The following is a 20,313-nucleotide window of genomic DNA, read 5'->3' on the forward strand; positions in this document are numbered from 1 at the left end:
CGACCTCGGGGACGCCCGGGACCCGGCGGGCGCGCAGGACCCCGCCAGGCGGCGCGCCGTACTCTCCCTGGGCTCCAACCTCGGGGACCGGATGGCCGCCCTCCAGGGGGCCGTGGACACGCTGCTGGACGGCGCGGACGCGCCGGTCCCGGTGGCGGTGTCCCCCGTCTACGAGACCGCGCCGGTGGGGGGCCCCGAACAGGGCGCCTTCCTCAACGCGGTCCTGGTCGTGGACACCGACGGTCCGCCCCGCGCCCTGCTGGAGCGCGCCCGAGCGGCCGAGCGGGCCTTCGACCGCGTCCGCGGGGTCCGGTGGGGGCCGCGCACGCTGGACGTGGACGTCATCGCGTTCGGGGACGTGCGCGACGACGACCCGGAGCTGACCCTGCCGCACCCGCGCGCCCACGAACGGGGGTTCGTGCTCCGTCCCTGGCTGGACGCCGACCCCGGGGCGCGCCTGCCCGGGAGGGGTCCGGTCGCCGACCTGCTGGAGGCCTGCGGTGAGCAGGGACTGCGCCGGCGCGACGACCTGCGGCTGCGTCTGCCGGGGCGGGACTGATGCCCCGGGACGAGGAGGGGCGGATGCGCCCCACCGGATGGCGGGTCCCGTCCCTGCTGGCGGTCGTCGGCGCCCTCACCGGGGTGCTGGTCACCAACTCCCTGCCGGGGCTGCCGCTGCTGCCGTGGTCGGCGATCCCGACCCTGCTGCTGCTCGCGGTCGCCGAGGGCTACACGGCGGGGCGGACCCGCAGGCGCATCCTCCGGGAGCCGGGGACCGAGCCGATGCAGCCGCTCAGCGCGGCCCGCCTGGTCGCCCTGGCCAAGGCCAGCGCGCTGTTCGCGTCCCTGGCGCTGGGCTTCTTCGCGGGGATGGCGCTGTCGGTGTCGGACACGCTGGTGCTGCCCGTGCACCGGGAGGTGTTCCTCACCGCGCTGGGCACGGCCCTGTCGTCGGGGTTGCTGCTGGCCGCCGCCCTGTACCTGGAGCACGCCTGCAGGGTCCCCGAGGACGACGATCCGCAGGACGGCGCCCGGTTCTGACGCCCCGGGGTCTTTCGCCCGGATTCGCCTGCGCGCCGCGTCGGTCTGCCGGTGCTTGCCCCCGGATGGTTGACTGGCTCCGTGGAGACCAGTGACACGACACCGCCGCCCGGGCCCTCCAGGCCACTCGACGCGGCGTTCGCACCGCCCGGGGAAGCCTCCTGGAGCCGTGTGTCGCCCGCCCTGGCCTGGTACCGCCGGATCGTGGTGGGCACGCTGTGCCTGCTCGCCGGGGGCGGGGGCGCCGTGCTGCTGCTCGTGCGGGCCTCCTGGCCCTGGGCCGCCGCCTGGGCGGTTCTGGCCGCGGCGGTCCTGGCCGCGGGCTGGGTCCTGGCCGGGCTCTTCCGCCGGTCGTGGGGCTACGCGGAGGCCGATGAGGAGCTCTACCTCACCTACGGGGTGTTCGTGAGGCAGTTGGTGGTCATCCCCTACGGCCGGATGCAGGTCGTGGACGTCACCGCCGACCTCCTCGAACAGGCCCTGGGCATCGCCACCGTGCAGGTGCGCACCGCCGCCAGCACCGCGGACACCCGGGTGGTCGGGCTGCCGCTGGCCGAGGCCGTCCGGATGCGCGACCGGCTCGCGGCGCGCAGTGAGAGCTTCTCGACGGGGTTGTAAGTGCACGGACCAGCTCAGCCACCGCAGGGTCCCCCGGGCCCGCACGTCCGACCGGGGACCGCCGGGCCTCAGTGGTACCAGGGTCCTCCGGGACCGCCCTTCGGGCCGCCCGGGCCGTCGCAGCCGCCCGGTCCGCCGTTCGGTCCGCCGCAGCCGCCCGCCATGCTGCCCCCGTTCGGGTGGCGGCCCCAGCCGGCCCGGCCCCCGCGGCCGGAGGACGACGTCACCACGGGCGTGTTCCGTGCGCACTGGATGAGCGTCCCGCTCCAGGTCGTCGCGGTGACCCTGGTGTTCGTGGCGCTGGTCGGCCCCATCCTCAACACCTTCGGCTTCGCCTGGGTCGTGATGATGGCCGTGGCCGTCGTCTTCGGCACGCTCGCCTACGCCCTGCCCGCGTGGTGGTACGCCACCTTCGGGCTGCGCGAGGACCACCTGGTCGTCCACAGCGGCCTGGTCAGGCGCAGCTCGCGCGAGGTGCCGCTCAGCCGCCTCCAGGCGGTGGACGTGGTCCGGCCCCTGTTCCTCCAGGTGTTCGGCATGGCCGAGCTGCGCATCGAGCTGGCGGGCGGCGACGGGAGCGACATCCGGCTGCGCTGCCTGCCCCGCGTCCTGGCCGAGCGCCTGCGCGTGGCGGTCCTCGCACACGCCGCCGGACTCCCCGGGCGCTCGCCCGAGGCGCCGGAGTGGCCGTTCTACCGGCTGCCCTTCCTGCTGCTGCTCGGCGCGCTGACCTTCCGTGTGCCGGTCCTGCTGTCCTTCATCGCGCTGCTCATGCTCGCCACCGCGGGCGCGGTCTTCGCGGAACCGGGCGTGGTGGGCGCGCTCCTCCCGCTCACCCTGGGGCTGCTGCGCTACTTCTGGGGGCCCCTGGCCCGCTACACCGACTACTACGCCTCCCTCTCCTCCGACGGTCTGCGCCTGCGCTACGGCATGTTCCAGCGGCGCATGCAGACGGTCCCGCCGGGGCGCGTGCAGGCCGTGCGCGTGGTCGAGCCCCTGCTCTGGCGGGCCCTGGGCGTGGCCCGGGTCGAGGCCAACGTGGCCGGTTACGCGGGCGCGCGCCAGGCCGACTCGTCCACCCTGCTGCCCGTGGCGCCGCGCCGCACGGCCTTCGCCCTGGTCAACGAGCTGTTCCCGGAGAGCGAGGCGGCCCATGTGCCGCTCGTGCCCAACGACAGGCCGGTGCCGAACCTGATGGGCGTGGACGAGCACCTCTTCGTCAGCACGCGCGGCCTGTTCTGCCTGGTGACCGAGATCGTCCCGGTGGAACGCGTCCAGACGGCGCGCCTGGTGGCCGGGCCGCTGGCCCGCCTGACGGGACGTGTCGCGGTGGACGTGGACACGCCCCCGGGGCCGGTCCGCGCCAGGGCCCACGGGCGCCGGGCCCGGGAGGCGCGCCGCTTCCTGGACGCGCTGACCGAGCACGGGCGCCGGGCCCGGGTGCCCGCGGCGGGCACGGAGCGCTGGGCGACCCGAGCCACCCTCACCCGCCGGACCGGGGCCGCGGGGCGGCCCCCCTTCGAGGAGGCCGGGCCCGGAGAACCCGCGTCCGCCGGGGCGGCGTCGGCGCACATCGAGGACGCGCAGGACCTGACGCGCGTCGAGGCCCCGGCTGCGGACGCGCCGCCGCCGGGCGGCCGTCCGCGTTTCCTGGCGCCGGGGGCCGAAGGTCCCGAATCCGAGGATTGGGGACCAGGGGTCGCGGAAGCCGGGAAAGACGGCACCGCCGACACCTCCGCCGAGGACGGTACGGAGGGGACCCGGGACACCCCCGAACGCTGATGTGGTGTGCGTCACATTAAGGGGTTCTCGGGCTCCCTTTTGTGACTCACATGTCGGACATGGATGCGCACGGAAGGTGATAATTCCAGCTCGCGGTCGCGAAATGCTTTCGCGTTATGGCCACGCGGAGTGAGGGAGTATGGCTAAATGGTGACCGAACACGAGGAGTGTTCATTGTCATACGCATAGTCAATGGTATCGACCGGTTGGCGCCCCCCGCCAACCGGTCCGACGGGAGAAACCACATGCTGAAGAAGGCTTTCGCCGCCAGTGCCATCGTCGCCGCCGCCGCGGGCGTCCTGCTCACGGGCGCTCCGGCCATGGCCAACAGCAACGTCTCGACCTCCGGCAACGGAAGCGTCCTGGGGGGCAACCAGCTCGTGGCCGACCTGGACGTGCCGATCAACGTCTGCGGCAACGCCATCGCGGTCCTCGGTGTGGCCGGCGCCAACTGCGTCGACTCCGGCGCCGTCGTGAAGAACTAGTAGCGGCTCAGGGCGGCCCGACCCGGCTCCGCCGGGCGGCGGGCTCCCGGCCGAGGCGCCATCCCGTGACGACGGGGTGGCGCCTTCGTCGTGTCCGGGTCCCGCACCCGATCCTCCCGGATCCGGCCCGCGAACCCCGTCCGCGACCCGCCCCTTCCGCTCGACCGCAATCGCAATTGTCGTCCGACTGGAAACCGTCCGGCCGGTGACGCTGCGCGCACACGCCTCCCGCCGATGTCTGGGTCTTTGTCCCGAACACACCCGAGAGGCGCGCGCACGCAGTGTGAACATAAGGATGCTTCTCGTTATAAGGCCAGTTCAAAGCGGGGAAACAAGGTCTTCCCGGGGGTAATTTCTTGAGCGGCTCCCCAGGGGGCCGCCACACAACCAGCCGTCCGGCGGTCCCCCCGACCGGACACAGAAGGAGACGCGCAGTGCTCAAGAAGACGCTCGCCACCAGCGCCGTGATCCTCGCCTCGGCCGGGGTCCTCCTCACCGCGGCACCGGCGGCCGCGAACGTCGGCACCTGGACCTCCAACCACGATTCCGAATTCAGCGGCAACCTCTCCTACATCAACGGCCTGACGAACGGGAACGTGGGTTGCGGCAACTCCAACGCCGCCTTCGGCCAGTCCCTGGGCTCGTGCTTCAACACCGGGGTGATCATCCAGGACTGATCCTGTCGGCCCCGCGGAGGGGGTCGGCGTGCCGGGTGGTGGGGGCGGACGCGGTGTCCGCCCCCACACGCGTGCGCGGGGGCGGGTCGGCAGGTCACCGGCCGGGGAGGACTATCGTGTGCTCAGGCGCCCCGGTACGACAGGAACCGGACGCGCCCCACGCGTTCGGACCACGAGGGGGCACACATGGAGACGACGCAGGGACGCCCCGCCCGCCTGCGGATCGGCGTCATCGGATCCGGCCGGGTCGGCTCCGTCCTCGGACAGGCCCTCGGCCGGGCCGGGCACAAGGTCGTCGCCGCCTCCGCGGTCTCCGACGCCTCCCGTGCCCGCGTCGCCGACCGCCTGCCCACCGCGCGCGTGCTCGAACCGGCTCAGGTCGCCGAGGCCAGCGACCTCGTCCTGCTCACCGTCCCCGACGACGCCCTTCCCGAACTCGTCGAGGGGCTCGCCTCCACCGGCACCGACCTGCGCGGCAAGATCCTCGTCCACGCCAGCGGCGCCCACGGCTACGGTGTCCTGGCCCCCGCCACCCTCGTCGGCGCGCTGCCCCTCGCGCTCCACCCCGCCATGACCTTCACCGGGCGCGACGAGGACGTCGACCGCCTCGCCAACTGCGCGTTCGGCGTCACCGCGCCCGAGCAGCTGCGCCCCATCGCCGAGGCCCTCGTCGTCGAGATGGGAGCCGAACCCGTGTGGATCACCGAGGACAAGCGCACCCTCTACCACGCGGCCCTCGCCGGGGGCGCCAACCACCTGGTCACCCTGGTCTCCGACAGCGCCGCCCTGCTCGCCTCCGCCGGGGTCCCCGAACCCGGCCGCATGCTCGCGCCCATGCTCAGCGCGGCCCTGGACAACGCCCTGCGGCTGGGCATCCACGGGCTCAGCGGCCCCGTCCTGCGCGGCGACGCCGGAACCGTCGCCGGGCACATCGAGCAGCTGCGGGAGAACGCCCCCGAGAGCGTGGCCAGCTACGTCGAACTCGCCCGGCTCACCGCCGACCGCGCCATCAACGCCGGAATGCTCAAGCCCGAGGACGCCGCGCGCCTGCTCGACGTCCTCCGCCGCTGAGACGCCGCCGGGTCCGGCGCGCGCACGGCCGCCGCGACGCAGAACACCACCACGGGAAACCACCGATGACCGCACCGCACCCCGCCGCCCCCGCCCCCCTCGTCGCGCACACGCCCGACGAGCTGCGCCGCGCCCTCACGGGCGCCGGGCGCGTCGCCCTCGTCCCCACCATGGGCGCCCTGCACGAGGGCCACCGCAGCCTCATGCGCCTGGCCCGCGAGCGCGCCGACACCGTGGTCGTCAGCGTCTTCGTCAACCCGCTCCAGTTCGGGCCCAACGAGGACTTCGACCGCTACCCGCGCACCCTGGACACCGACACCGCCGTGTGCGCGGAGGAGGGCGTCGACGTGGTCTTCGCCCCCGGAGTCGACACCATGTACCCCGCCGAGCAGACGGTCACCGTCCACGCGGGCGCGATGGGCGACCGGCTGGAGGGCGCCTCCCGCCCCGGGTTCTTCACCGGCGTGCTCACCGTGGTCAGCAAGCTCCTGCACCTGGTCGGCCCGGACCTCGCGGTCTTCGGCAGCAAGGACGCCCAGCAGCTCGCCGTGGTCCGCCGCATGGCCGCCGACCTCAACATGCCCGTGGAGATCGTCGGCGCGCCCACCCTGCGCGACCCCGACGGCCTGGCCACCTCCAGCCGCAACGTCTACCTCTCCGGGGCCGAGCGCACCAGTGCCCTGTCCCTGTCCCGCGCCCTGGAGGCGGGCCGCGCCGCCGTCCCGGGGGGCCCCGACGCCGTCCGCGCCGCGGCCCGGGCCGTCCTGGACGACGCGGCCGGGGCCGAACCCCCCGTCGAACTCGACTACCTCGCGTTGGTGGACCCCGCCACCTTCGCCGACGTCCCCGCCGACCACACGGGCGAGGCCGTCCTGGCCGTCGCCGCCCGCGTGGGCGCGACCCGGCTCATCGACAACGTGTCCCTGACCCTCTAGGCCGACCCCGCCCCGCGTCCCAGGGGTGGGCCGGATCCCCCGCACACCAGCGCCGCGTACCGGCGGCACCCCGGAAGAGAGAACACGGATGAGCACACCCCTCCAGACGCGGCTCGACGCCCCCGAGCCGGGGTGGACGATCGAGGCCGACGTGGCGGTCGTCGGCTCGGGCATCGCCGGTCTGAGCACCGCGCTGCGCTACGTCCAGCGCACCGAACGCGGCCGGGTCGTGCTCGTCACCAAGGACCGCCTGTCCACCGGCTCCACCGCCTACGCCCAGGGCGGGATCGCCGCCGCCATGGCGCCCGAGGACGGGCCCGTCGCCCACATGGTCGACACCCACCTGGCGGGGGCGGGCCTGTCCGACCCCCACGCCGTCAACGTCCTGGCCGCCGAGGGCCCCGACGCCCTGCGCTGGCTCATCGGGCTGGGCGCCGAGTTCGACCTCGCCGAGGACGGCGCCCTGGCCCTCACCCGCGAGGGCGGCCACCGCGCCGACCGCGTCGCGCACGCGGGCGGCGACGCCACCGGCGCCGAGATCCAGCGCGCCCTGGTGGCCGCCGTCCTGGCCGAGGAGCGCATCGAGGCCGTCGAGCACGCCGTGGCCCTGGACGCCCTGCGCGACCCCGACACGGGAGCGGTGTGCGGCGCCACCCTGCACGTCATGGGCGAGGGCGCCCGCGACGGCGTCGGCGCTGTCCTGGCCCCCGCCGTGGTGCTGGCCACCGGCGGCATGGGGCAGGTCTTCGCCGCCACCACCAACCCGCCCGTGTCCACCGGCGACGGCCTCGCCCTGGCCGCCCGCGCCGGGGCGCGCCTGCGCGACCTGGAGTTCATCCAGTTCCACCCCACGGTGCTCTGGCTCGGCCCCGAGGCGCGCGGGCGCCAGCCCCTGGTCTCCGAGGCCCTGCGCGGCGAGGGCGCCTATCTGGTGGACGCCGAAGGCAGGCGCATCATGGAGGGCGTCCACGAGCTGGCCGACCTCGCCCCCCGCGACGTGGTGGCGCGCACCATCGCCCGCACGATGGCCGAGCAGGGCGTGGACCACGTCTACCTGGAGACCCGCCACTTCGGCCGGGCCACCTGGGAGCGGCGCTTCCCGACCATCCTCGCCTCCTGCCGCGAGCACGGCATCGACCCGCTCGCCCAGCCGGTCCCCGTCGCCCCCGCCGCCCACTACGCCTCCGGCGGCGCCGAGGTCGACATCGACGGCCGCACCTCGGTCCCCGGCCTGTGGGCCGTGGGCGAGGTCGCCCGCACGGGGGTGCACGGCGCCAACCGGCTCGCCTCCAACTCCCTGCTGGAGGGCCTGGTCTACGCCGACCGGATCGCCGCCCGCCTGGCGGTCGACCCCGCCCCCCGGTCCGCGCGGGCCGAGGCCGTCGGCACCGTCACCCCGCTTCCCGACCCCGCCGCCGCGGCCCGCGTGCGCACCCTCATGTCGCGCCACGCCGGGGTGCTGCGCACCGGTGAGGGGCTCGCCGAGCTGACCGCCGAACTCGACGGCCTCGCCCGTCCCGGTTCCCCGGCCACCCCCGACGTGGCCGCCTGGGAGACCGCCAACCTGCTCACCGCGGCTCGGCTCGTGGCCGCCGCCGCGCTGCACAGGACCGAGAGCAGGGGCGCGCACCAGCGCGCCGACCACCCCGAGCCCGTGCCCGGGCTCCGGATCCGCCCTGTCGTCGTCCGACTGGAAGGGAACACCATCGTGACCACGGATGAGGACTGGACGCCCTCCCTGCCGCCCGCGCTCACCGCGGAACTGGACTCCATCGGCCTCCCCCTCGCCGGTCCGGGCGCCGGCGGGGTTCTGGAGGCGTCGGACGCCCACCCGGACGCGCGCGCCGAGTTCTCCCTCCCGTACACCGCCCCCTCGCAGTCCCACGTGGACCTGGTCCGCCGCGCCCTGTCCGAGGACCTCACCGCGGGGCCGGGCATCGACGTCACCACCGTCGCGACCATCCCCGGCGACCAGGTGCGCACCGCGCACGTGGTGGCCCGCGCCGACGGCACCGTCAGCGGCCTCCCGCTCGCCGAACTCGTCTTCTGGCTGGTCGCCGACGGGGCCCTGGAGGCGCACCGGACCGTGGCCGACGGCGACGCGGTCAAGCGCGGCGACGTCCTGATGACGGTCACCGCGCGCACCCGCGACCTGCTCACCGCGGAGCGGACCGCGCTCAACTTCCTCACCCACATGTCCGGAATCGCCACCGCCACCCGCGCCTGGGTGGACGCCGTGGCCGGGACCGGCGCCCGGATCCGGGACAGCCGCAAGACCCGGCCGGGGCTGCGCGCGCTGGAGAAGTACGCCGTGCGCTGCGGCGGCGGGGTCAACCACCGCTACGGCCTCAGCGACGCCGGACTGGTCAAGGACAACCACGTCGTCGCCGCGGGCGGCGTCGGCGAGGCGGTCCGCGCCATCCGCGCGCGCTTCCCCGACCTCCCCCTGGAGGTGGAGGTGGACCGGACCGACCAGATCGAGGACGCCATCGCCGCGGGCGCCGAGGAGATCCTGCTCGACAACTTCACCGTCGAGCGGCTCCGCGAGGCGGTCGCGCTGGTCGCGGGCCGTGCGCGGCTGGAGTCCTCCGGCGGCCTGACCCTGGACGTGGCGGGTGACGTGGCCCGCACCGGGGTGGACTACCTGGCGGTCGGGGCGCTCACCCACTCCAGCCCGGCGCTGGATATCGCGCTTGACCTGTTGTGAGCGGCCCGGTTGGTGGAAGATTCCTTGAGAACACACCACTTCGACCACGGATGAGGCCCCCAGCATGCTGCTCGCGATCGACGTCGGCAACTCCGAGACGGTCTTCGGTCTCTTCGCATCCGACGACCTTCTCGAACACTGGAGGGTGGGAACCGACACCAGGCGCACGGCCGACGAGTGGGCCGTGGTCCTGCGCGGGCTCGTCGACGGCAGCAGCCTGGGCCGCCCCGAGGACATCGACGGCATCGCCCTGTGCTGCTCGGTCCCGTCGGTCCAGCACGAGATGCGGGACATGTTCCGCCGCCACTTCGGGGACGTCCCGGCCGTGATCGTCGAACCCGGCGTCAAGACCGGGGTGCCGATCCGGATGGACAACCCCAAGGAGGTGGGCAGCGACCGGATCATCAACGCGCTGGCCGCCAACCACCTCTACGGCGGCCCCGCGGTGGTGGTGGACTTCGGGACCGCGACCACCTTCGACGCGGTCAGCGCGCGCGGGGAGTACGTGGGCGGGGCCATCGCCCCGGGCATCGACATCTCCGTGGACGCCCTCTCACGGCGAGGCGCCCAGCTGCACATGGTGGAGATCGTCAAGCCGCGCGCGGCCATCGCCAAGAACACCACCGAGGCGCTGCGCTCGGGGATCGTGTTCGGGTTCGCGGGCCAGGTGGACGGGATCGTGGACCGCATGGTCGCCGAGCTCACCGACGCGCCCGACGACGTGACCGTGGTGGCCACCGGGGGGCTCGCCTCCATCGTGGTGGCCGAGTGCGAGACGGTCGACCTGCACGAGCCGTGGCTGACCCTCATCGGCCTGCGTCTGGTCTACGAGCGCAACGTCGGCTGATCCGGGTCCGGGGCGGGGGAGAGGGAGGAGGCCTTCCGCCCCGGCGGGTTCAGTCCTGGTCGTGCCGCTGCACGCGCAGCCGGGGGAACACCTCGGCGAGGTGGTCGAAGTCGCGGTCGCAGTGCACGAGGACCGCGTCGGTGCGCAGGGCGACGGCCGCGATGAGGCAGTCGTAGAGCTTGCGGATCGTCTTACCCCTGGAGCGGGCCTCACGGTAGATGCCCGCCGAATGGTGGAAGTCGAGCCTGTTGTCCAGAGACAGCTGGATCAGGCCGTCGGTGAGGCGTTCCAGCTGCTGGAGCTCGGTGGAGCTCTTCGCCCCGCTCAGGATCTCGGCGGCGACGGGTTCGGTCGTGGCCAGGTGGACGCCGCGCTCGATGAGTTCCCTGACGAAGACGTGGGTCTCGGAACCGGTCTTGCGCAGGTACTCCACCCAGGCGGAGCTGTCCACCAGATAGACGGTGTTCACGAGGCGGGCGCCCCGCCCTCGAAGCCGGAGCGGCGCATCTCTTCCAGGTCGCCCTCCCAGCCGATGCCCTCCAGGCTGAGGAGGAACTCCTTGGTGAGAGGTGTGCCCACGGCCCGGCGAAGGGCGATGTCCACGGCTTCGCGCTTGGTGCTCACCTGGAAGCGTTCCATGGCGGTAGTGACCAGTTCGTCGTCGATGTCAATGTTTGTGCGACTCATGCACCCATATTACACCTGTTACCCTGTGTAAAGAAACGGTTTCCGGGAGTTCGCGGCCGCGGTGGTGCGGCGACCGGCCCCGGCCGCCGCGCCACCCCCGGTTCAGCCCGAGGAGACGGTGCCGGGGGACGCCTCCGGAGAGGCCCCGCCGCGGAACAGGTCCGGCTCGATGTAGACCAGCGTGGCGATGGGCACCGCCGTCCGGATGCGCTCCTCGGCCTCGTTGATCGCCCGCGTGATCCGGCCCGCGTCGTCGTGCGCGTCCACGGCCACCTTCGCGGCCACCAGCAGCTCCTCGGGGCCCACGTGCTGGGTGCGCATGTGGATCAGGCGGTCGATGTCCTCGACCGACTCGATGGCCCGGCGGATGGCCCGCACGTTCTCGCTCGTGGCGGACTCGCCGATGAGCAGGCTCTTGACCTCGACGGCCAGCACGACCGCGATGACCACCAGCAGGACGCCGATGGCGGCGGTGCCCAGGCCGTCCCACAGGCCGTCGCCCGTGATCAGGGTCAGACCGACACCGGCCAGGGCGAACACCAGGCCCAGCAGGGCGCCGGCGTCCTCCAGCAGGATCACCGGCAGCTCGGGGGACTTGGAGCGGCGGACGAACTGCACCCAGCCCGCCTTGCCCCGGACCGCGTTGGACTCCTTGACCGCCGTGCGCATGGCGAACGACTCCAGCACGATCGCCACCAGCAGCACGGCCACGGGGACCCAGTGCCAGGACGTGATCGGCTCGGGGTGGGAGATCTTGTGCCAGGCCTCGTAGAGCGCGAACAGGCCGCCCAGGCTGAACAGCACGATCGCCACCATGAACGCGTACACGTAGCGCTCGCGGCCGTAGCCGAAGGGGTGCTCCTCCGTGGCGCCCCGGCGCGCCCGCTTGCCGCCGATCAGCAGCAGCGCCTGGTTGCTGGAGTCGGCGACCGAGTGGATGGACTCGGCCATCATCGACGACGATCCGGTCAGGAGGTAGGCCACGAACTTCGTCGCGGCGATTCCCAGGTTCGCGCACAGCGCCGTGACGACGGCTCTCGTGCTTCCCTCGACACTCACCAGTGGGGTCCGTCTCTCGGTAGGTACTGCTCTCGGATGTGAAGGCGCGGGGCAGGGCAGCGCAATACTAGTGATCCGCGTCACTGCCGACCCGCCGTGCCCCTACCCCGGGACGGGACCCCGACCACCGGAGCGCGCCCCGTTCCCGCGGACGCCGACCGGTCGGGCCGGACCGCGGCCGCCGGTAGGATCGTGCGCGTGAATGACGCGCACGACGACACCTACGACGACCTGCCCGAACAGATGCGGGTCCGGCGCCAGAAGCTGGACCGGCTGCGGGAGGAGGGCACCGACCCCTTCCCCGTGACCTTCCCGCGGTCCACGTCGATCGGGGCCGTGCGCGACAAACACCAGGGACTGGAGCCGGACACCCGCACGGGCGCGGAGGTCTCCGTCGCCGGACGCGTCATGCTCTACCGCACCGGCGGCAAGCTGTGCTTCGCCACCCTGCGCGACGAGACCGGCGACATCCAGATCATGCTGTCCCTGGACCAGGTGGGCCGGGAGCGCCTGGACGCCTGGAAGGCCGACGTCGACCTCGGCGACCACGTGGGCGTGGAGGGCGAGGTCATCACCTCCCGCCGCGGCGAGCTGTCGATCCTGGTGACCTCCTGGACGCTGACCGCCAAGTGCCTGCGCCCGCTCCCGGAGAAGCACAAGGGCCTGACCGACCCCGAGGCCCGAGTCCGCCAGCGCTACGTCGACCTCATCGTCAACCCCGAGTCCCAGCAGATGGTGCGCCGCCGCTCGGCCGCCATCCGCGCGATCCGCGAGGGGCTCGCCTCCCGCGACTTCGTCGAGGTCGAGACGCCCATGCTGATGCGGGTGCACGGCGGCGCCACGGCGCGCCCGTTCACCACCCACATCAACGCCTACGACATGGACCTGTACCTGCGCATCGCCCCCGAGCTGTCCCTCAAGCGGCTGGTCGTGGGCGGCCTGGAGAAGGTCTTCGAGGTCAACCGCAACTTCCGCAACGAGGGCGCGGACTCCACGCACAACCCCGAGTTCACGATGCTGGAGTTCTACCAGGCCTACGCCGACTACAACGTCATGGCCGACCTGACCCGCGAACTCATCCAGGAGGCGGCGCGCGCCGTGTTCGGCTCGACGGTGGTCGAGCGGGACGGGCGCACCTACGACCTGGGCGGGGAGTGGCCGCAGGTCACCCTGTACGGGGCGGTGTCCGAGGCGCTGGGGGCCGAGGTCGACCCGCGCACGCCGATCGACGAGGTCCGCCGTCTGGCCGACTCCAGGGGAGTGGAGTACGACCCCTCCTGGGGACAGGGCAAGCTCGTGGAGCACGTCTTCGAGGAGCTGGTGGAGCACACGCTCGTCCAGCCCACCTTCGTGCGCGACTTCCCGGTGGAGACCAGCCCGCTCACCCGGCAGCACCGCGAGGACCCGCTGCTCACCGAGAAGTGGGACCTCATCGGGTTCGGCATGGAGATGGGCACGGGCTACTCGGAGCTGGTCGACCCCGTCGAGCAGCGCGAGCGCCTCACCCGGCAGTCGCTGATGGCCGCGGAGGGCGACCCCGAGGCGATGCAGCTGGACGAGGACTTCCTGCGGGCCCTGGAGTACGGAATGCCGCCGACCGGCGGTGTGGGCGTCGGTATCGACCGCCTCCTCATGGCCTTCACCGGAAAGAACATCCGGGAAACTGTCCTTTTCCCGCTCGTGAAGCCTTCCGGGGATTGAGTCGGAGCACCATGGTCCCGGATTTACCGGGGATATAACGGCGTCGGCCGGATGACCGAAAGGCGGGGCGGGGCCGTCGCACACACGGTGCGGCGGCCCCGCCCCCTCAGTCGGGACAGGGCCCGTACCACGGGTTCCGCCGTCCCGGCCGGACAGGCCGTGCGAACCGGGGGCCACGGCCGCGTGACCCGTCGGACAGTTCCGAAGTTTTTGCCGACCGGGGCCGGGCGAACTCGGCCACTCTCCGCTGAACGTTGTTTACGCAGGTCAATGTAGTCAGCGTATTTTCCCTTCCATTACTTTGTCACGGAAGGGGCTGCCATAACTACACATGGTGATTTATGGGGCCTTGACGGTATCATCTCTGCGGCCTAGCGTGCTGTGAGCGGGTCGAGACCCGTGGAGTTCGCCGAAGTGGATCGAGAACGACGGTGAGCGGGGAGAGGGACCGCCGGACGCGGTCCGCGTTCCCGCGCGCATGCGCGCCCTCGGTGGAGTCTGTCCGTCCCAGCCTCCAGCGAACCGGCCCCTGCGACGTCCGTGCGCCCGCCCCCGGTCCCTGTGCCAGAGGGATACGCGGGGGACAGCGGTGCGCCCGGGAGTCTTCCGTCGCGCCGGACCAGGGGGAGACCCGTGTCCGGCGCGCTCGCGTCCGCCAGGTGACGAGTCGATGTTCCGCACTCACATGATGAGGGAGGACGGAGTGGAACAGGCCACACTCGTACGACGTACCGCTGATGAGCAGGGCACCCTTCAGACCAGGGAGCACCGGGAGAACGTGGTCCCCCTGCAGGCCCGCCCGCACGAGACGGCTGTGAGCAGCCCCTACGCGCCGGTGGAACTGAACCACGAGGAACTCGAACTGCTCGCCGAGATCGCCACCGGTGTCACCACGGAGGTGGCGGCCCGGCACCTCGAACTCAGCGCGCGCACCCTGCGTCGCCGCATCCGCAACATCTGCGACGTGCTCGGCGTGAACACGCCCATCGAGGCGGTCGTCTGGGCCGCGCGGCGCCAGCTCATCTGAGCCGTCCGCGGCACGGCGCCGCGGTCGCGCGGCGGCGCCGGGCGACCTCCGGAGAAGGTGCTCGCCGGAGTAAGGGCGATCCGGTGGGCGCGGCACCCACCACGGCACCCACCGGCGCACCGGTGGGTGCCGACGCGTTTTCGGACCGCGCGCGTCCGCCGGGCTCGGGGTCCGGGCGTAGTCTGGTCCGGCTATGCCCGTTCGCCATGTTCACGTGCGCCGCGCCAGGACGCGCGACGTCGCCGCCGTCCGACGCCTCGTCGACGCCTACACCGTCGACCGGCGCGTGCTCTCCAAGAGCACCGTCAACCTCTACGAGGACGTTCAGGAGTTCTGGGTGGCCGAGGCCGAGGTGGTCCCCGACGGCTCCGGCCCCGCCTCCCCGCACGCCGCGCCCCCTCCCGACGCCCCCGCGCCCGGAGCGGAGCGCGCCGATCCTCCCGACGCCGGGGCCGAGTACCGCGTGGTGGGCTGCGGAGCGCTGCACGTGCTCTGGGAGGACCTGGCGGAGGTGCGCACCGTCGCCGTGGACCCCTCCCTGCGCGGGTTCGGCGTCGGACACCGGATCGTGTCCGCGCTGCTGGACACCGCACGGGAGTTGGGCGTGCGCCGTGTGTTCTGCCTGACATTCGAGACCGGTTTCTTCGCCAAACACGGCTTTGCCCGGATCCAGGGCACGCCGGTCTCCCCCCGTGTGTACGAGGAACTCCTGCGTTCCTATGACGAGGGCGTCGCCGAATTTCTCGACTTGGAGCGGGTTAAGCCCAACACCCTCGGGAACACCCGCATGCTTGTGCACCTCGACGCGGCAACGCGAACCACCCGGACCTAAAGGTTTTCGCGCTCACTCGGGACCAAGTTCCCCATACGGGCCGCAGCCGGGCCAACACCGCGTCCGACCCGCGTCCGCGCAGCTTATGCACAACCGGATGGCGGGGCCGGGGAAGGGGGCGGGTAATGTGTACCCCAGGGGTGGAGTCCCGCCCACACGTTGAAGGAAGTTCCGCGAAGCGGTGACGAAGGGTCGGGATTTGACACCGGTGGACACGGTGTTCCCCCGCGGACACACCAGGGCGCCGAACGCACGGCCGGACATTGGCCCCCTTCGGGTTTGCCGGAGGTGTCTCGGGTACGTCCGGTGTCAAACCGGGGGCAAACGATGTCTATGATGTCCGGTATGCGTTTGCCCGGGTGCCTGGCGAGCCATCCCCCAGGAGCAGCCCGACACGGAGTCGGGTATTTGCTGCAATAAGTAACAACCAGGAAGGGTGGACGGCTTCGATGGGGAACTTTTTGTCGTCGGTGCTTCCCCCCGGACTGATCGACGTATTGTCGGCGCTCATCCCACCGGTGGTTGTCGGTGCCGTCTTCTGCACCTTCGTCATCCAGCTCCTGCGCAAGGAGATGGCGCCCCGCCGGATGGACGGAAGCCTGGTCAGCAAGGACAAGGCGGCCGAAGACACGGGTGAGGGCAGGGATGGTTCCGGGGCCGCTGAGCCGGGAGCCGCGAACGAGACGCCGATTGTCCGGGGTGGGGAACGCACCGAATCCGACGGTCGTTGATACGGTACTCGACCGATCACGCGCTCCTCGGGGAGCGACGAACCGGCCACGCGCGTGCGCGGGCCATCTCGCCGATCCCGCGCGCCCGCCGGTGACCCCCGAAACCCGACACGGTGTCCGGGTGATTTCAGGCACGCCGGGAATTGTCTTCCGCGTTCTCGCGAGATAGCTTTACATTCAGGTGTGGAGACACCGCTCTTCTGAAAGGTTTGATTCCATGGCACAGAAGGTCCAGGTTTTCCTGGTCGACGACCTCGACGGCGGCGAGGCCGAGGAGACGGTGACGTTCGGTCTGGACGGCTCCGTGTACGAAATCGACCTCAGCGCGGGTAATGCGGCCAAGCTCCGCGAGGCCCTTACTCCGTTCGTCGACGCCGCCCGCAAGGCTCCGGCCAAGGCGTCCCGCAGCGCGGGCCGCCGCACCGGCAGCCGGAATGCTCCCAGCCGTGAGCGCAGCGCCGAGATTCGCGCCTGGGCGAAGGCCGCGGGCAAGCCCGTCAATGAGCGCGGCCGTATCCCCGCGGCGATCGTCGCCGAATATGAGGCCATCAAGGGCTAGGTTTGCCGCCGACCCCCGGTTCGCCGAAATGTTGTCAGGTCTTGATCGAATTACGGTCGGTACCTGCCGGGGGAAGACACCCGAACCCGACCATCCCGGGCCGCGGCGCGGCCCAGTGACACGGGATGCCAGGGGATACGCCGGGCCCGACGGGTCCCTCGGGCGGCACGGAGCGCCGGACAGGGCTCCGCGTCGATGACAGCGCTCCTGCGGCCCCGCGGCTCCAGACCTCCGCCGCCACACCCACGCGCTGGGCCGGACGGCGAGGCGGAGCGGGGCAGTGCGCCGGAGCGCCGCGACGCCGCCTCCGCGCGCGACCGCCCACGAACGATCGGGACCGCACGCGACACCTCCCGGTTCCGGGGAAAGGCACTCGCTTCCGGTCCCGCGGCCCCGGTCGCGGGACCCGAGTCCCACACCATCCCCGCTCCGGTCGACGGCGCGCATTTCCCGCTTTCCCCGACCGAACGGTCCGGTCGGAAGAACAACACGCGGCTTGTTCGCTCAGAGCCGATAACGCTTACACGTGCGCGGTCCGGGCACTCCTGTGACACAGGGAGAGCCCGGGCCGTTCGCCTTCGGCGTACAGGGAAATCTGGCGCCGCAATTGGTAGTTGGATGTTGGGTGAACGCCCTATCGTCGGGGAAAGTCTCTGGCACGGACGGCTGCGGCCGACCGTACGGAGGCCTACGTCTGGTCGGCAGCCGGTCGACCGTACGGACGGGTGCGACAGCGCTCCCCGGGGCGGTTCATCCCTGTGGGGCCGATATGCGGAAGAGTTGGGTCGGAGTGAACCGTCCCTGCCTGACCGCTCTGTAGAGGAGCGACGAGACATGTTCGAGAGGTTTACCGACCGCGCGCGGCGAGTGGTGGTTCTGGCCCAGGAAGAGGCCAGGATGCTCAACCACAACTACATCGGTACGGAGCACATCCTGCTCGGTCTCATCCACGAGGGTGAGGGCGTCGCCGCCAAGGCTCTGGAGAGCCTTGGTATCAGCCTCGAAGCGGTTCGGCAGCAGGTTGAGGAGATCATCGGCCAGGGGCAGCAGGCCCCGTCGGGGCACATCCCGTTCACCCCGAGAGCCAAGAAGGTCCTGGAGCTGTCGCTGCGCGAGGCGCTTCAGCTGGGCCACAACTACATCGGTACCGAGCACATACTGCTGGGCCTGATCCGCGAGGGCGAGGGCGTCGCCGCCCAGGTCCTGGTCAAGCTGGGCGCGGACCTCAACCGCGTGCGCCAGCAGGTCATCCAGCTGCTGCACGGCTACCAGGGCAAGGAACCGCAGGCCACCGGCGCCTCGTCGGAGTCCACCCCCTCCACCTCGCTGGTGCTGGACCAGTTCGGCCGCAACCTGACCCAGGCCGCCCGGGAGAGCAAGCTCGACCCGGTCATCGGCAGGGACAAGGAGATCGAGCGGGTCATGCAGGTCCTGTCCCGCAGGACCAAGAACAACCCGGTCCTGATCGGTGAGCCCGGCGTCGGCAAGACGGCCGTGGTCGAGGGTCTGGCCCAGAAGATCGTCAAGGGCGAGATCCCCGAGACGCTCAAGGACAAGCAGCTGTACACGCTGGACCTGGGCGCGCTGGTCGCGGGCAGCCGCTACCGCGGTGACTTCGAGGAGCGCCTCAAGAAGGTGCTCAAGGAGATCCGCACCCGCGGCGACATCATCCTGTTCATCGACGAGCTGCACACGCTGGTCGGCGCGGGCGCGGCTGAGGGCGCCATAGACGCCGCCTCCATCCTCAAGCCCATGCTGGCCCGGGGTGAGCTCCAGACCATCGGCGCGACCACGCTGGACGAGTACCGCAAGTACCTGGAGAAGGACGCCGCGCTGGAGCGCCGCTTCCAGCCCATCCAGGTGGACGAGCCGACCATCAAGCACGCCATCGAGATCCTCAAGGGCCTGCGCGACCGCTACGAGGCCCACCACCGGGTCTCCATCACCGACAGCGCTCTGGTGGCCGCCGCGCAGCTGGCCGACCGCTACATCAGCGACCGGTTCCTGCCCGACAAGGCGATCGACCTCATCGACGAGGCCGGCTCGCGGATGCGCATCCGCCGGATGACCGCTCCGCCGGACCTGCGCGAGTTCGACGAGAAGATCGCCGGGGTGCGCCGCGACAAGGAGTCCGCGATCGACGCGCAGGACTTCGAGAAGGCGGCGTCGCTGCGCGACGACGAGAAGCAGCTCCTGGGCAAGAAGGCGCAGCGGGAGAAGGAGTGGAAGGCCGGCGACATGGACGTCGTGGCCGAGGTGGACGAGGAGCTCATCGCCGAGGTCCTGGCCGCCTCCACCGGCATCCCGGTCTTCAAGCTCACCGAGGAGGAGTCCTCCCGGCTGCTGCGCATGGAGGACGAGCTGCACCGGCGCGTCATCGGCCAGGAGGACGCCATCAAGGCGCTCTCCCAGGCGATCCGCCGTACCCGCGCCGGGCTCAAGGACCCCAAGCGCCCGGGTGGTTCGTTCATCTTCGCCGGCCCGTCCGGTGTGGGTAAGACCGAGCTGTCCAAGACGCTGGCCGAGTTCCTGTTCGGGGACGAGGACGCGCTGATCCAGCTGGACATGTCCGAGTTCATGGAGAAGCACACCGTCTCGCGGCTGTTCGGCTCCCCGCCCGGATACGTGGGCTACGAGGAGGGCGGCCAGCTCACCGAGAAGGTGCGCCGCAAGCCGTTCTCCGTGGTGCTCTTCGACGAGATCGAGAAGGCCCACAACGACATCTTCAACTCGCTGCTCCAGGTGCTGGAGGAGGGACGTCTCACCGACGCCCAGGGTCGCAACGTCGACTTCAAGAACACGGTCATCATCATGACGACCAACCTGGGTACCCGGGACATCTCCAAGGGGCAGGCCATGGGCTTCGCCAAGGAGGACGACGCCCAGACCAACTACGAGCGGATGAAGGCCAAGGTCAGCGAGGAGCTCAAGACCAACTTCCGGCCCGAGTTCCTCAACCGTGTGGACGACATCATCGTCTTCCACCAGCTGACGGAGAAGGAGATCTTCCAGATCGTGGATCTGATGATCACGAGCCTGGACAGCCGTCTCAAGGAGCGGGACATGGGGATCGAGCTGCGGCCCAAGGCCAAGCAGATCCTCTCCGAGCGCGGGTTCGACCCCGTGCTGGGCGCCCGTCCGCTGCGCCGGACGATCCAGCGGGAGATCGAGGACCAGCTGTCCGAGAAGATCCTGTTCGGCGACCTCAAGGCGGGTCAGATCGTGGTGATCGACGCCGAGGGCGAGGGCACGGACGCCAAGTTCACCTTCAAGGGCGTGCCCAAGCCGGCCGCGGTGCCGGACACGCCCGAGGTCGAGGAGTCGGCCGCGGGCAAGCGGGAGTAGCACCGCCCGACCGCCCGTGACTTCGGGGGCACCCCTTCGGGGGTGCCCCCTTCGTCGTGCGGGGGGCGGGGCGCGCGGGGCCGACGCCGCGCGTCCGGCCGCGGGGTGTGCGCCCGCCCGGCATGTTCTAGGGTGCGAACGTGACTCATCCAGATCCCCGACAGCACGATCCGTGGCAGGCGCGGCAGCCGCAGCCCGGACCCGCTCCA

At 71.7% G+C, this 20,313-nt stretch carries 19 protein-coding genes; 16 read left to right on the forward strand and 3 right to left on the reverse strand.

Annotated elements, in window-relative coordinates; genetic code table 11:
* Positions 1-67 precede the first annotated feature (67 nt).
* The 10 genes from folK to UIS43_RS20545 all read left to right on the forward strand — a co-directional run bounded on the left by folK (position 68) and on the right by UIS43_RS20545 (position 10,163).
* Entirely contained in the window at positions 68-559 is a 492-nt protein-coding gene (gene folK, locus UIS43_RS20500; protein ID WP_269473045.1) for a 2-amino-4-hydroxy-6-hydroxymethyldihydropteridine diphosphokinase, read from the forward strand.
* Positions 559-1,041, forward strand: a complete 483-nt coding sequence (locus tag UIS43_RS20505; protein ID WP_013155964.1) for a DUF3180 domain-containing protein — start codon at positions 559-561, stop codon at positions 1,039-1,041. The genes folK and UIS43_RS20505 overlap by 1 nt, the downstream gene beginning before the upstream one ends.
* Before the next feature lie 171 nt (positions 1,042-1,212).
* Positions 1,213-1,659 carry a PH domain-containing protein gene (locus UIS43_RS20510; RefSeq protein ID WP_013155965.1) on the forward strand — a complete coding sequence of 149 codons (447 nt, stop codon included), beginning with the start codon at positions 1,213-1,215 and terminating at the stop codon, positions 1,657-1,659.
* Positions 1,660-1,821: 162 nt separating this feature from the next.
* Entirely contained in the window at positions 1,822-3,441 is a 1,620-nt protein-coding gene (locus tag UIS43_RS20515) for a PH domain-containing protein (RefSeq protein ID WP_370011341.1), read from the forward strand.
* Between the two features lie 245 nt (positions 3,442-3,686).
* A complete protein-coding gene (locus tag UIS43_RS20520; RefSeq protein ID WP_071621163.1) occupies positions 3,687-3,926 on the forward strand; it encodes a chaplin family protein in 240 nt (79 codons plus the stop codon).
* 434 nt (positions 3,927-4,360) lie between these two features.
* Positions 4,361-4,603, forward strand: coding sequence for a hypothetical protein (locus tag UIS43_RS20525; protein WP_013155968.1), 243 nt, complete (start codon positions 4,361-4,363; stop codon positions 4,601-4,603).
* Between the two features lie 186 nt (positions 4,604-4,789).
* Positions 4,790-5,674 carry a Rossmann-like and DUF2520 domain-containing protein gene (locus tag UIS43_RS20530; RefSeq protein ID WP_013155969.1) on the forward strand — a complete coding sequence of 295 codons (885 nt, stop codon included), beginning with the start codon at positions 4,790-4,792 and terminating at the stop codon, positions 5,672-5,674.
* Between the two features lie 65 nt (positions 5,675-5,739).
* Positions 5,740-6,609 (forward strand): pantoate--beta-alanine ligase, encoded by an 870-nt coding sequence (gene panC, locus UIS43_RS20535; RefSeq protein ID WP_013155970.1) that lies wholly within the window; start codon positions 5,740-5,742, stop codon positions 6,607-6,609.
* A gap of 88 nt (positions 6,610-6,697) precedes the next feature.
* Complete coding sequence (locus UIS43_RS20540) at positions 6,698-9,316, forward strand: L-aspartate oxidase (protein ID WP_370011344.1); 2,619 nt, start codon at positions 6,698-6,700, stop codon at positions 9,314-9,316.
* Between the two features lie 64 nt (positions 9,317-9,380).
* On the forward strand, positions 9,381-10,163 hold the full coding sequence (locus UIS43_RS20545) for a type III pantothenate kinase (protein WP_013155972.1): 783 nt from the start codon (positions 9,381-9,383) through the stop codon (positions 10,161-10,163).
* Positions 10,164-10,212: 49 nt separating this feature from the next.
* On the opposite strand, the gene UIS43_RS20550 is transcribed toward UIS43_RS20545, so the two are convergent.
* From UIS43_RS20550 to UIS43_RS20560, 3 genes are all read right to left on the reverse strand, one after another.
* Positions 10,213-10,632 carry a PIN domain nuclease gene (locus tag UIS43_RS20550; protein WP_013155973.1) on the reverse strand — a complete coding sequence of 140 codons (420 nt, stop codon included), beginning with the start codon at positions 10,630-10,632 and terminating at the stop codon, positions 10,213-10,215.
* Complete coding sequence (locus UIS43_RS20555; protein ID WP_013155974.1) at positions 10,629-10,850, reverse strand: type II toxin-antitoxin system VapB family antitoxin; 222 nt, start codon at positions 10,848-10,850, stop codon at positions 10,629-10,631. Before UIS43_RS20555 ends, UIS43_RS20550 begins: the two co-directional genes overlap by 4 nt.
* A 102-nt stretch (positions 10,851-10,952) precedes the next feature.
* Positions 10,953-11,909 carry a cation diffusion facilitator family transporter gene (locus tag UIS43_RS20560; protein ID WP_370011347.1) on the reverse strand — a complete coding sequence of 319 codons (957 nt, stop codon included), beginning with the start codon at positions 11,907-11,909 and terminating at the stop codon, positions 10,953-10,955.
* Between the two features lie 96 nt (positions 11,910-12,005).
* Here UIS43_RS20560 and lysX point away from each other — a divergent pair, with 96 nt between their 5' ends.
* From lysX to UIS43_RS20590, 6 genes are all read left to right on the forward strand, one after another.
* Positions 12,006-13,610: a bifunctional lysylphosphatidylglycerol synthetase/lysine--tRNA ligase LysX gene (gene lysX / locus UIS43_RS20565; protein WP_081461785.1), complete on the forward strand. Its 1,605-nt coding sequence runs from the start codon at positions 12,006-12,008 to the stop codon at positions 13,608-13,610.
* 703 nt (positions 13,611-14,313) lie between these two features.
* On the forward strand, positions 14,314-14,637 hold the full coding sequence (locus UIS43_RS20570) for a LuxR C-terminal-related transcriptional regulator (RefSeq protein ID WP_041553490.1): 324 nt from the start codon (positions 14,314-14,316) through the stop codon (positions 14,635-14,637).
* A 193-nt stretch (positions 14,638-14,830) separates the two neighbouring features.
* Positions 14,831-15,469 (forward strand): amino-acid N-acetyltransferase, encoded by a 639-nt coding sequence (locus tag UIS43_RS20575; protein WP_013155978.1) that lies wholly within the window; start codon positions 14,831-14,833, stop codon positions 15,467-15,469.
* A 449-nt stretch (positions 15,470-15,918) separates the two neighbouring features.
* Complete coding sequence (locus UIS43_RS20580; RefSeq protein ID WP_013155979.1) at positions 15,919-16,200, forward strand: hypothetical protein; 282 nt, start codon at positions 15,919-15,921, stop codon at positions 16,198-16,200.
* 217 nt (positions 16,201-16,417) lie between these two features.
* Positions 16,418-16,759, forward strand: a complete 342-nt coding sequence (locus UIS43_RS20585; RefSeq protein WP_013155980.1) for an Lsr2 family protein — start codon at positions 16,418-16,420, stop codon at positions 16,757-16,759.
* 834 nt (positions 16,760-17,593) lie between these two features.
* Positions 17,594-20,104, forward strand: a complete 2,511-nt coding sequence (locus UIS43_RS20590; RefSeq protein ID WP_013155981.1) for an ATP-dependent Clp protease ATP-binding subunit — start codon at positions 17,594-17,596, stop codon at positions 20,102-20,104.
* The last annotated feature ends 209 nt before the right edge of the window (positions 20,105-20,313 follow it).

The organism is Nocardiopsis sp. LDBS0036, from assembly GCF_041228755.1.
Taxonomy (GTDB): domain Bacteria; phylum Actinomycetota; class Actinomycetes; order Streptosporangiales; family Streptosporangiaceae; genus Nocardiopsis; species Nocardiopsis dassonvillei.

Bases quoted from the DNA above. Each gene is read 5' to 3' on its own strand.
- UIS43_RS20505 (WP_013155964.1), top strand. From the start codon at position 559: ATGCCCCGGGACGAGGAGGGGCGGATGCGCCCCACCGGATGGCGGGTC.
- UIS43_RS20515 (WP_370011341.1), top strand. From the start codon at position 1,822: ATGCTGCCCCCGTTCGGGTGGCGGCCCCAGCCGGCCCGGCCCCCGCGG.
- UIS43_RS20520 (WP_071621163.1), top strand. From the start codon at position 3,687: ATGCTGAAGAAGGCTTTCGCCGCCAGTGCCATCGTCGCCGCCGCCGCG.
- UIS43_RS20530 (WP_013155969.1), top strand. From the start codon at position 4,790: ATGGAGACGACGCAGGGACGCCCCGCCCGCCTGCGGATCGGCGTCATC.
- panC (WP_013155970.1), top strand. From the start codon at position 5,740: ATGACCGCACCGCACCCCGCCGCCCCCGCCCCCCTCGTCGCGCACACG.
- UIS43_RS20540 (WP_370011344.1), top strand. From the start codon at position 6,698: ATGAGCACACCCCTCCAGACGCGGCTCGACGCCCCCGAGCCGGGGTGG.
- UIS43_RS20545 (WP_013155972.1), top strand. From the start codon at position 9,381: ATGCTGCTCGCGATCGACGTCGGCAACTCCGAGACGGTCTTCGGTCTC.
- UIS43_RS20555 (WP_013155974.1), bottom strand. From the start codon at position 10,850: ATGAGTCGCACAAACATTGACATCGACGACGAACTGGTCACTACCGCC.
- UIS43_RS20575 (WP_013155978.1), top strand. From the start codon at position 14,831: ATGCCCGTTCGCCATGTTCACGTGCGCCGCGCCAGGACGCGCGACGTC.
- UIS43_RS20580 (WP_013155979.1), top strand. From the start codon at position 15,919: ATGGGGAACTTTTTGTCGTCGGTGCTTCCCCCCGGACTGATCGACGTA.
- UIS43_RS20585 (WP_013155980.1), top strand. From the start codon at position 16,418: ATGGCACAGAAGGTCCAGGTTTTCCTGGTCGACGACCTCGACGGCGGC.
- UIS43_RS20590 (WP_013155981.1), top strand. From the start codon at position 17,594: ATGTTCGAGAGGTTTACCGACCGCGCGCGGCGAGTGGTGGTTCTGGCC.